The organism is Bacillus sp. LR_5 (assembly GCF_042709275.1).
Genome location: NZ_JAVAXX010000214.1, coordinates 1 through 11409 on the forward strand (window position 1 = coordinate 1; position 11409 = coordinate 11409).

General features: G+C 46.1%; 11 protein-coding genes. 6 read left to right on the forward strand and 5 right to left on the reverse strand.

Annotation, left to right across the window (positions count from 1 at the left end; all coding sequences use genetic code 11):
- Positions 1-53: 53 nt before the first annotated feature.
- The 5 genes from yfmF to RAC86_RS28135 form a co-directional block, all read right to left on the reverse strand.
- A complete protein-coding gene (yfmF, locus tag RAC86_RS28115) occupies positions 54-854 on the reverse strand; it encodes a Fe(3+)-citrate ABC transporter ATP-binding protein YfmF (protein WP_003233737.1) in 801 nt (266 codons plus the stop codon).
- A 12-nt stretch (positions 855-866) separates the two neighbouring features.
- Entirely contained in the window at positions 867-1868 is a 1002-nt protein-coding gene (yfmE, locus tag RAC86_RS28120) for a Fe(3+)-citrate ABC transporter permease YfmE (RefSeq protein WP_069703760.1), read from the reverse strand.
- Positions 1865-2866 (reverse strand): Fe(3+) dicitrate ABC transporter permease FecD, encoded by a 1002-nt coding sequence (gene fecD, locus RAC86_RS28125; RefSeq protein ID WP_033883245.1) that lies wholly within the window; start codon positions 2864-2866, stop codon positions 1865-1867. Before fecD ends, yfmE begins: the two co-directional genes overlap by 4 nt.
- A gap of 71 nt (positions 2867-2937) precedes the next feature.
- On the reverse strand, positions 2938-3885 hold the full coding sequence (yfmC, locus tag RAC86_RS28130) for a Fe(3+)-citrate ABC transporter substrate-binding protein YfmC (RefSeq protein ID WP_377886262.1): 948 nt from the start codon (positions 3883-3885) through the stop codon (positions 2938-2940).
- Positions 3886-3994: 109 nt separating this feature from the next.
- On the reverse strand, positions 3995-4363 hold the full coding sequence (locus RAC86_RS28135; RefSeq protein ID WP_225721904.1) for a YfmB family protein: 369 nt from the start codon (positions 4361-4363) through the stop codon (positions 3995-3997).
- A gap of 243 nt (positions 4364-4606) precedes the next feature.
- Here RAC86_RS28135 and RAC86_RS28140 point away from each other — a divergent pair, with 243 nt between their 5' ends.
- The 6 genes from RAC86_RS28140 (at position 4607) to RAC86_RS28165 (ending at position 11340) form a co-directional block, all read left to right on the forward strand.
- Complete coding sequence (locus RAC86_RS28140; RefSeq protein ID WP_003233729.1) at positions 4607-4954, forward strand: YflT domain-containing protein; 348 nt, start codon at positions 4607-4609, stop codon at positions 4952-4954.
- Positions 4955-5144: 190 nt separating this feature from the next.
- Positions 5145-6407: a pectate lyase gene (locus RAC86_RS28145; RefSeq protein WP_029726877.1), complete on the forward strand. Its 1263-nt coding sequence runs from the start codon at positions 5145-5147 to the stop codon at positions 6405-6407.
- A gap of 126 nt (positions 6408-6533) precedes the next feature.
- Positions 6534-7970, forward strand: a complete 1437-nt coding sequence (locus RAC86_RS28150) for an anion permease (RefSeq protein ID WP_003233725.1) — start codon at positions 6534-6536, stop codon at positions 7968-7970.
- Positions 7971-8097: 127 nt separating this feature from the next.
- Positions 8098-9726 carry a two-component sensor histidine kinase CitS gene (gene yflR, locus RAC86_RS28155; RefSeq protein WP_029726876.1) on the forward strand — a complete coding sequence of 543 codons (1629 nt, stop codon included), beginning with the start codon at positions 8098-8100 and terminating at the stop codon, positions 9724-9726.
- Positions 9698-10378, forward strand: a complete 681-nt coding sequence (gene citT / locus RAC86_RS28160) for a two-component response regulator CitT (protein ID WP_029726875.1) — start codon at positions 9698-9700, stop codon at positions 10376-10378. Before yflR ends, citT begins: the two co-directional genes overlap by 29 nt.
- A 2-nt stretch (positions 10379-10380) precedes the next feature.
- Positions 10381-11340, forward strand: coding sequence for a tripartite tricarboxylate transporter substrate binding protein (locus RAC86_RS28165; RefSeq protein ID WP_048655248.1), 960 nt, complete (start codon positions 10381-10383; stop codon positions 11338-11340).
- Positions 11341-11409: the final 69 nt, after the last annotated feature.

Below are 11409 nucleotides of genomic sequence, written 5' to 3' on the forward strand. Positions count from 1 at the left end.
GGAAAATGAAGGCTGTCACGTTTCTCGACAGCCCTAGGGGTTTCCTCTCCTTTTCATTTCGCCCGTAATTTCGGGCACAGTCCCGTCGGCAGGCACATTGGCTTCTGGTCGATCGGGCTTCTCATGATGCAGCATTCCAAGCCGAAGACTTCACGGAAAAATGGCTGGGTGAACACATCTTCCGGTGTTCCGGCGTTGTATATTTTTCCGTCCAGCACACTGATTAGATAGTCAGCGTATTGAGCGGCTTGGTTTAAATCATGGAGCACCATGACAACGGTGCGGCCATGGTCGCGGTTCAGCTTTTTCAGCAGTTCAAGCACTTCAATCTGATGTGAGATGTCTAAATACGTGGTCGGCTCATCAAGCAAAAGCAAATCAGTGCCTTGCGCAAGTGCCATGGAAATCCAGGCTCTTTGTCTTTGGCCGCCTGAGAGGGCATCAAGTGTCCGATCCTTCAGTTCAATCATGCCCGTTGCTTCCAGCGCCCACTCTACCATGTCATGATCCTCTTGGGTATGCTTGGATAACAGCTTTTTGTGAGGATGTCTGCCAAAATAGCATAACTCCTCTACCGTCAATCCTTCAGGGGCCTGAGGAGATTGTGGAAGAATGGCCAGTTTTTTTGCGACTTCTTTTGATGGCTGGCGGTGGATGTCTTTTCCTTCTAGTAGCACTGTACCGCTTTTCGGGGCCATCAGCCTGGCGAGCGATTTGAGGATTGTTGATTTACCGCAGCCATTAGCGCCGATGAGCGCAGTGATTTTTCCTTCTTCTATCTTTAAGTCGACTCCGTCAATAATCACTGTACTGTCATATGAAAGAGTGAGCTGGTCTGCAGCCAGTTTTCCCATGGTATCCTCTCCCTACTGTTTCCTCGCTTCGAATTTCAATAAATATAAGAAATAAGGCGCGCCGATCACGGCTGTCAGTATTCCGGCAGGTATTTCAACCGGAGGCATGATGCCGCGCCCTAACGTATCTGCAATTAATAATATAATAGCACCAATCAATGCCGATGCAGGCAGTAAATATTTAGCTTTTTCTCCGGTAAGCCGTCTGGCGATATGCGGAGCAAGCAAGCCGATAAAACCGATTGAGCCGACGACGGCTACACAGCTTCCCGCCAGCGCCACCGCGGTGAAAATCAGGATGAATCTCAGCCGGTTTGCGTTTTCTCCGAGACCCTGTGCAAGCTCATCCCCGAGTGACATAAGATCCAGCTTCGGTATGAGTATGCAGACGATCGGAAAAAGAATCAAAAGCCATGGCGCAAGCAGGTTGACTTCTTCCCAGTTTCTTCCCCAGAGGCTTCCTGTCAGCCAAATGAGTGCAGCATTCACGTCGCCTGGAAACTTGACCATCATATATTGCATTCCGGCGTGGCAGACCGCGCCTAAAGCAATGCCTGATAAAGCCAGTGAAGAGGGCTGAATGCTCTTTTTTCGGGCTATCATTAATAATAGTACAGCAATAATGGCGGCTCCGGCAAATGCGGAGAACGGAAGCACGTATACCGGCGACTCAGGAAAGATGAGAATCACAGCCATCGCCGCAAGTCCGGAGCCTTTTGAAATGCCGACAACGTCCGGGGAAGCGAGTGGATTTCGGATCACACCCTGTAAAATCGCTCCGGCAGCGGCAAGCCCAGCACCGGCCAAAATCGCTAATATAATGCGGGGAAGGCGATATTGCTGGATGATAAATTCAAAGGAATGATCCAGTCCCAGCAGATTCGTCACTACCGCATCAGGTGAAATGTATAATGCACCGATTCCAATGCTGATGACGGACAGAACGATTAAAATCACGGCCAATATGAGTATCGCCAGTAAGGGGCGTTTTTGTTTTCTGGTTGTTTTCTTCATTTCAGATGTCGCCCTTTCCTTGCCAAATATAAGAAAAACGGCGTTCCGATAATCGCGGTGACAATGCCGACCGGTGATTCATAAGGAAATGCAATCCATCTGGCCAGTACATCTGCGTACACCAGCAAAATGGCACCGAACAGTGCCGAAAACGGAAGCACGTATTGATAATGTTCTCCGATCAGCTTGCGGACAATATGCGGGACGAGCAGCCCGACAAAGCCAATCGGCCCGGCGACGGCTACGGAAGCGCCGGAAAGGATTAAAATAATCAAACTGATCAGAATCCGGATGCCGTTCATATTTTGTCCAAGCCCTTTTGCTGTTTCGTCTCCGAGACCGAGAACAGAAACAGAACCGGAAAATACGAGGGCAAGCCCGATGCCAATGACAGAAAACGGAGCGATGGTTATGACGTCCTGCCAGTTGCTGCCGTCGATTGCGCCTGTCATCCAGTACAGAACATCCTCACCTGACTCATTTAAAATAATGATGGCCTGTGTCATAGAGGAGAGGAACAAATGCACGGCCATTCCTGACAGCGCCAGCTTAACAGGTGTCATTCCGCCGGATGAGGCAATCATATACACAATCGCGCCGCCTGCTGCCGCACCCGCAAAAGCGAATATAACAGATGAATAGGGCGATGCCGGCAGAATGACGAGAGAAGCAACGACAAAAAGCGATGCACCCGCATTCACACCGAAAATTTGGGGTGAAGCCAGAGGGTTTCTGGTCATAGCCTGCATTAGCGCCCCTGCTACAGCTAGGCTGGCGCCGACAAAAACGCCGATTAATGTGCGGGGAAGGCGAAGAGTAGAGATGATGAGCTGTTCCTTTGAACCGTCCCATACAAAAAGATATTTCAATGAATCTATGATGCCGATGTCTGAGGCTCCTACTGAAAGATTCAGCCCAAGCCCAAATATAAAAATAATCAGTGCAATGATGAACATCATCAGTCTTGATGATGAGCGCCGTTTGGCTGATTGATACAACAGTCTCACTTCCTTACTGCGTCTGGTTGCAAAAACGAAGAAGCAAGGATTCCCCTCGCTTCTCATTTGTCCTATTTATTATACACTTTTTTAAGCACATCTTTGGCGCTTGTTTCACTAGACTTGATGCCTCTGAATCTTGTCCAAGTGTCACGGTCCGCATCATAGACTTGTCCATTTTTCACCGCTTTGAGATTTTTCCAGAGCGGGTTCGTTTTCCACTCATCTACAATGGTTTTGCCTTCGTTGGCTGAGATGAACAAAATATCAGGATCGATTTTGCTCAATTGCTCAAGGCTGACCTCTTGATAGGCGTTATCTGACTTCACAGCGTGTGTAAAGCCGAGCATTTTAAAGATTTCTCCGTCATAGGATGATGATGTATGAAGCTGGAAGGAATCCGCTCTTGCAACGCCGAGAACGATGTTGCGGTTTTCATCTTTCGGAAGTTCGGCTTTTAGATCGTTGATGACTTTTTTGTGCTCGGCAAGCTTTTCTTTTCCTTCATCTTCTTTATTTAATGCTTTAGCAATGGTCGTAAAGCTGTCGATCGTTTCGTCATATGTCGCTTCACGGCTTTTTAATTCAATCGTCGGGGCGATTTTTTTCAGCTGTTTATAAATGTTTTTATGGCGCTCAGCGTCAGCGATGATTAAATCAGGCTTCAAGGAACTGATGACTTCAAGATTGGGTTCGCTGCGTGTGCCTACAGATGTGTAATCAATGGAGCTGCCGACAAGCTTTTTAATCATATCTTTTTTGTTGTCATCGGCGATGCCCACCGGCGTAATGCCGAGATTGTGAACGGCATCCAAGAATGAAAGCTCAAGCACAACCACCCGCTTAGGTGTGCCGCTTACTGTCGTTTTTCCTTCTTCGTCATGGATCACTCTGGAATCCTTAGACTCGCTTTTGCCGCTTCCGTTGTTATTCTGGGTTGATGAACAGCCGGATACAATGAGGCAGGCGAGCAATAAAACACTCATGATGGCAATCAACTTGTTAGAATAGGTGCGCATGTCATTCTTCCTTTTTTTAGATTTAGTAATGAGAATCATTATCACATGTAACACTATAATAGCATGGCTTATCATGTCAATATTTTTTTAGTAAAGAAAGCTGCGTTTTTTACTGCTTTCTCATGAAAGCATCATCAGACACAAATAAGTGGTATGAAGCGTTACCGTGTCTTTGAGACAAAAACGCATGGGCGTTGGCTTTAGAGGTTTCGAACATATCAGCAGTGACATAAGGAAGGAGAGTGCTGAGATAACCGGACAATTTCTTTTCTATTTCATCTGTTAGTGCAAATTCAATGTCGCCGATATTCATGATAATCGAGAAAACAAAGTCGATATCGATATGAAAATGTTCCTCGGCAAAAACCGCAAGCTCGTGAATTCCTGGTGAACATCCGGCACGCTTATGGAAAATCTGTTTGACTAAATCACTCACAATCCAAGCATTGTATTGCTGTTCTGGTGAAAAGTATTGCATTAGACATACCTCCTGCTCGTACGGATAAAGGCAGCGTTTCATGGTCGTGTGCTCCGTGCAGCGGCTTCTCTTTAATTTTGATTTTTCTGAAAATAGGTCCCGTTCCTATCACTTTACCATGGACGGAAAACAAATAGCTACTACCATTCCTCCTGTTTTTCTCTTTAATGTTCTGGAATCTGTTTCAGGTACAGACGATCGGGTATGAAAGAAATATAGAAAACATGAAGGAGGAATATCGACATGAAACCAGTTGTAAAAGAGTATACAAATGACGAACAGCTCATGAAGGATGTAGAGGAATTGCAGAAAATGGGTGTTGCGAAAGAGGATGTATACGTCTTAGCTCACGACGATGACAGAACGGAACGCCTGGCAGACAACACGAATGCCAATACGATCGGAGCCAAAGAAACAGGTTTCAAGCACGCGGTGGGAAATATCTTCAATAAAAAAGGAGACGAGCTCCGCAATAAAATTCACGAAATCGGTTTTTCTGAAGATGAAGCCGCTCAATTTGAAAAACGCTTAGATGAAGGAAAAGTGCTTCTCTTTGTGACAGATAACGAAAAAGTGAAAGCTTGGGCATAAAGCAGGGAAAAAACCAAAAGGCCAGTGTTGGCCTTTTGGTTTTTTTGCGGTCTTTGCGGTGGTATTTTGCAGAATGCCGCAATAGGATAGCGGAACATTTTCGGTTCTGCATGTCCCTCAATTTGCTATTATATTTTTGTGATAAATTGGAATAAAATCTCACAAAATAGAAAATGGGGGTACATAGTGGATGAAAAAAGTGATGTTAGCTACGGCTCTGTTTTTAGGATTGACTCCAGCTGGCGCGAACGCAGCTGATTTAGGCCACCAGACGTTGGGATCCAATGATGGCTGGGGCGCGTACTCGACCGGCACGACAGGCGGATCAAAAGCATCCTCCTCAAATGTGTATACCGTCAGCAACAGAAACCAGCTTGTCTCGGCATTAGGGAAGGAAACGAACACAACGCCAAAAATCATTTATATCAAGGGAACGATTGACATGAACGTGGATGACAATCTGAAGCCGCTTGGCCTAAATGACTATAAAGATCCGGAGTATGATTTGGACAAATATTTGAAAGCCTATGATCCTAGCACATGGGGCAAAAAAGAGCCGTCGGGCACACAAGAAGAAGCGAGAGCACGCTCGCAGAAAAACCAAAAAGCACGGGTCATGGTCGATATTCCTGCAAACACGACGATCGTCGGTTCAGGGACTAACGCTAAAGTCGTGGGAGGAAACTTCCAAATCAAGAGTGATAACGTCATTATTCGCAACATTGAATTCCAGGATGCCTATGACTATTTTCCGCAATGGGATCCGACTGACGGAAGCTCAGGGAACTGGAACTCACAATACGACAACATCACGATAAACGGCGGCACACACATCTGGATTGATCACTGTACATTTAATGACGGTTCGCGTCCGGACAGCACATCACCGAAATATTATGGAAGAAAATATCAGCACCATGACGGCCAAACGGATGCTTCCAACGGTGCTAACTATATCACGATGTCCTATAACTATTATCACGATCATGATAAAAGCTCCATTTTCGGATCAAGTGACAGCAAAACCTCCGATGACGGCAAATTAAAAATTACGCTGCATCATAACCGCTATCAAAATATTGTCCAGCGCGCGCCGAGAGTCCGCTTCGGGCAAGTGCACGTATACAACAACTATTATGAAGGAAGCACAAGCTCTTCAAGTTATCCTTTCAGCTATGCATGGGGAATTGGAAAGTCATCTAAAATCTATGCCCAAAACAATGTCATTGACGTACCGGGACTGTCAGCTGCTAAAACGATCAGCGTATTCAGCGGGGGAACGGCTTTATATGACTCCGGCACGTTGCTGAACGGCACACAGATCAACGCATCGGCTGCAAACGGACTGAGCTCTTCTGTCGGCTGGACGCCGTCTCTGCATGGATCGATTGATGCTTCTGCTAATGTGAAATCAAATGTTATAAATCAAGCGGGTGCGGGTAAATTAAATTAAGAAAGTGAAAAACACAAAGGGTGCTAACCTTTGTGTTTTTTAATTAATTAAAATGTTTATTAACTTAGTTAAGGAGTAGAATGGAAAAGGGGATCGGAAAACAAGTATATAGGAGGAGACCTATTTATGGCTTCAGAAAAAGACGCAGGAAAACAGTCAGCAGTAAAGCTTGTTCCATTGCTTATTACTGTCGCTGTGGGACTAATCATCTGGTTTATTCCCGCTCCGTCCGGACTTGAACCTAAAGCTTGGCATTTGTTTGCGATTTTTGTCGCGACAATTATCGGCTTTATCTCCAAGCCCTTGCCAATGGGTGCAATTGCAATTTTTGCATTGGCGGTTACTGCACTAACTGGAACACTATCAATTGAGGATACATTAAGCGGATTTGGGAATAAGACCATTTGGCTTATCGTTATCGCATTCTTTATTTCCCGGGGATTTATCAAAACCGGGCTCGGTGCGAGAATTTCGTATGTATTCGTTCAGAAATTCGGGAAAAAAACCCTTGGACTTTCTTATTCACTGTTATTCAGTGATTTAATACTTTCACCTGCTATTCCAAGTAATACGGCGCGTGCAGGAGGCATTATATTTCCTATTATCAGATCATTATCCGAAACATTCGGATCAAGCCCGGCAAATGGAACAGAGAGAAAAATCGGTGCATTCTTATTAAAAACCGGTTTTCAGGGGAATCTGATCACATCTGCTATGTTCCTGACAGCGATGGCGGCGAACCCGCTGATTGCCAAGCTGGCCCATGATGTCGCAGGGGTGGACTTAACATGGACAAGCTGGGCAATTGCCGCGATTGTACCGGGACTTGTAAGCTTAATCATCACGCCGCTTGTGATTTACAAGCTGTATCCGCCGGAAATCAAAGAAACACCGGATGCGGCGAAAATCGCAACAGAAAAACTGAAAGAAATGGGACCGTTCAAAAAATCAGAGCTTTCCATGGTTATCGTGTTTCTTTTGGTGCTTGTGCTGTGGATTTTTGGCGGCAGCTTCAACATCGACGCAACCACAACCGCATTGATCGGTTTGGCCGTTCTCTTATTATCACAAGTTCTGACTTGGGATGATATCAAGAAAGAACAGGGCGCTTGGGATACGCTCACTTGGTTTGCGGCGCTTGTCATGCTCGCCAACTTCTTGAATGAATTAGGCATGGTGTCTTGGTTCAGTAATGCCATGAAATCATCTGTATCAGGGTTCTCTTGGATTGTGGCATTCATCATTTTAATTGTTGTGTATTATTACTCTCACTATTTCTTTGCAAGTGCGACAGCCCACATCAGTGCGATGTATTCAGCATTTTTGGCTGTCGTCGTGGCTGCGGGCGCACCGCCGCTTTTAGCAGCGCTGAGCCTCGCGTTCATCAGTAACCTGTTCGGGTCAACGACTCACTATGGTTCTGGAGCGGCTCCGGTCTTCTTCGGAGCAGGCTACATCCCGCAAGGCAAATGGTGGTCCATCGGATTTATCCTGTCGATTGTTCATATCATCGTATGGCTTGTGATCGGCGGATTATGGTGGAAAGTACTAGGAATATGGTAGAAAGAAAAAGGCAGACGCGGTCTGCCTTTTTTTTATTTTCACTCCTTCGCAAGAAAACGGATTTTGAAAAATGAGAAAATTTCCTGTGAAAAATGGTATGATCTAGGTAGAAAGGACGGCTGGTGCTGTGGTGAAAAAGCGGTTCCATTTTTCCCTGCAAACAAAAATAATGGGGCTGATTGCGGCTCTGCTGGTCTTTGTCATTGGTGTGCTGACCATTACGTTAGCCGTTCAGCATACACAGGGAGAACGGAGACAGGCAGAGCAGCTGGCGGTTCAAACGGCGAGAACCATTTCCTATATGCCGCCGGTTAAAGAGCTCATTGAGAGAAAAGACGGACATGCGGCTCAGACGCAAGAGGTCATTGAACAAATGAAAGAACAGACTGGCGCGTTTGCCATTTATGTTTTGGACGAAAAAGGAGACATTCGCAGCGCCTCTGGAAAAAGCGGATTAAAGAAACTGGAGCGCAGCAGAGAAATTTTGTTTGGCGGTTCGCATGTTTCTGAAACAAAAGCGGATGGACGAAGAGTGATCAGAGGGAGCGCGCCGATTATAAAAGAACAGAAGGGATACAGCCAAGTGATCGGCAGCGTGTCTGTTGATTTTCTGCAAACGGAGACAGAGCAAAGCATCAAAAAGCATTTGAGAAATTTGAGTGTGATTGCTGTGCTTGTACTGCTGCTCGGATTTATTGGCGCCGCCGTGCTGGCGAAAAGCATCAGAAAGGATACGCTTGGGCTTGAGCCGCATGAGATCGCGGCTCTATATCGTGAGAGGAACGCAATGCTTTTCGCGATTCGAGAAGGGATTATTGCCACCAATCGTGAAGGCGTCGTCACCATGATGAACGTATCGGCGGCCGAGATGCTGAAGCTGCCCGAGCCTGTGACCCATCTTCCTATAGATGACGTCATGCCGGGAGCAGGGCTGATGTCTGTGCTTGAAAAAGGAGAAATGCTGCCGAACCAGGAGGTAAGCGTCAACGATCAAGTGTTTATTATCAATACGAAAGTGATGAATCAAGGCGGGCAGGCGTATGGGATTGTCGTCAGCTTCAGGGAGAAAACAGAGCTGAAGAAGCTGATCGACACATTGACAGAGGTTCGCAAATATTCAGAGGATCTCAGGGCGCAGACTCATGAATTTTCAAATAAGCTTTATGCGATTTTAGGGCTGCTTGAGCTTGGGGAGTATGATGAAGCCATTGATCTGATTAAAGAGGAATATGCGATACAAAATGAACAGCATGATCTTTTATTCCATAACATTCATTCGCAGCAGGTGCAGGCCATTTTGCTAGGGAAAATAAGCAAGGCATCGGAAAAGAAGGTCAAGCTGGTGATTGATGAGAACAGCTCACTTGCACCTCTTCCTGCACATATTGGCTTGTCCCATCTTATTACGATTATTGGCAATTTAATTGATAACGCTTTCGAAGCTGTAGCGGAGCAAAGCGTGAAGGAAGTTTTGTTTTTTATCACAGATATGGGCCATGACATTGTCATTGAAGTATCAGACACAGGGCCCGGTGTGCCGCCAGAGAAAATAGAAGCTGTGTTTGAGAGAGGCTATTCTTCAAAGGGGATGAAGAGAGGCTACGGTCTGGCCAATGTGAAAGACTCAGTGCGTGAACTGGGCGGCTGGATCGAATTGGCGAATCAAAAAACTGGCGGGGCGGTATTCACTGTGTTTATACCAAAGGAGAAACAAAGGGGGAATCCATTTGATTCACATCGCGATTGCGGAGGATGATTTTCGAGTTGCGCAAATCCATGAGAGATTGATCAAACAGCTTGATGGATTCAAGATTATCGGCAAGGCGGCTAACGCAAAAGAGACATTGGCGCTTTTGAAGGGACACAAGGCTGATTTGCTTCTGCTGGATATTTATATGCCGGACGAGCTTGGGACCGCGCTGATTCCTGAAATACGAAGCCGATTTCCTGAAGTGGACATTATGATTATCACAGCGGCAACAGAAACCCGGCATTTGCAGGAAGCGCTAAGAGCAGGAATTGCCCACTATTTGATCAAACCCGTAACGGCTGACAAGTTCAGGCAGGTGCTGCTTCAGTATAAAGAAAAAAGGAAGCTGCTCATGTCTCAGCCGGAGGTCAGCCAATCCATGATCGACCATATTTTTGGGAACAGTGTGAAGACAGCTTTGCCGGCAGAGGATTTGCCGACTGGCATTAATTCGATTACACTGCGAAAAATTAAGGAAGCGCTTCAGACTGCGTCAGAAGGATTGACAGCGGAGGAACTTGGGGAAAAAATGGGGGCGTCACGAACAACTGCCCGCCGTTATGCCGAGTACCTTGTGTCAAAGGAAGAAGCAAGAGCCGAGCTTGAATACGGGATTATCGGCAGGCCGGAGAGAAAATATTATTTGGCGGCGGATTAGATATGAAAAAATCTATAATATTATTGATTTTTCTATTGATCTTTATGCAGGGTGATATCAGGCAGGCGGCTGCGCCGCGCCTGCCGGACGGGCCGATAGAAATTGTCGTCCCTGCCGAACCTTCTGGCGGCTGGGATGTCACAGCGCAGGCGATCCAATCAGTTTTGAGGCAGAAGCAGATCGTGAAGGATGATGTTCATATCGTCTATAAATCCGGCGGCGGGGGAGAGAAAGGCTGGAAATATGTCAACAAAAGCACCAAACAAACCATCAGCATGACGTCCAGCTTAATATTGAGCAATGATCTTCTCGGGCAAAGCAAATTAAAAATGGCCGATTTTACGCCGCTCGCCATTCTCTCCAAGGAATGGCAGACGGTTGCATTGCCAAAAGGATCAGCGTTAACAAATGGCAAGGATGTGCTGAATGAGATCAACATGCATCCCGGCAAGGTGAGAATCGGCTTTGCCCCGGGGTTTGGCAATGATGATCAGCTCTCGTTCGTCAGAGCGGCAGATATGTACGGCATTGACCCGTTTGACATTCAATTCTCACAGTATGACAGCAGCGAACAGCTCATTCAGGCGCTGATCAGACATGAGATAGAAGCGGCTTCCATGACACTTTCTGAAGCGAAACCATATGAACGAAACGGCGATATCACGTTAGCCGCTGTAACATCTGATAAAAGACTTCCCGGTTTTCCAAATGTACCGACGTGGAAGGAGCAGGGAATCCCGTTTGTTTTTTCTCATTGGAGAGGGATTTTGGGCCCGAAAAATATGTCTGAGGAAGAGATTTCTTACTGGGATCAAGCGCTAAAGAAGGTCACCTCTTCACCTGAATGGAAGCGGAAAATAAACGAACAGGACTGGGAAAGCTTTTATTTAAACAGCAGGGAAACGAAACGGTTTTTAGAAGAGCAATCCGCTTTTTATCAAAGCATCATGACAGGAAATTAAGATCCCGGCATCCCGGGATTTTTTTCATGCCGAAAATTGATCAAAAAGAACAAAACGGTTTTAAAAAAT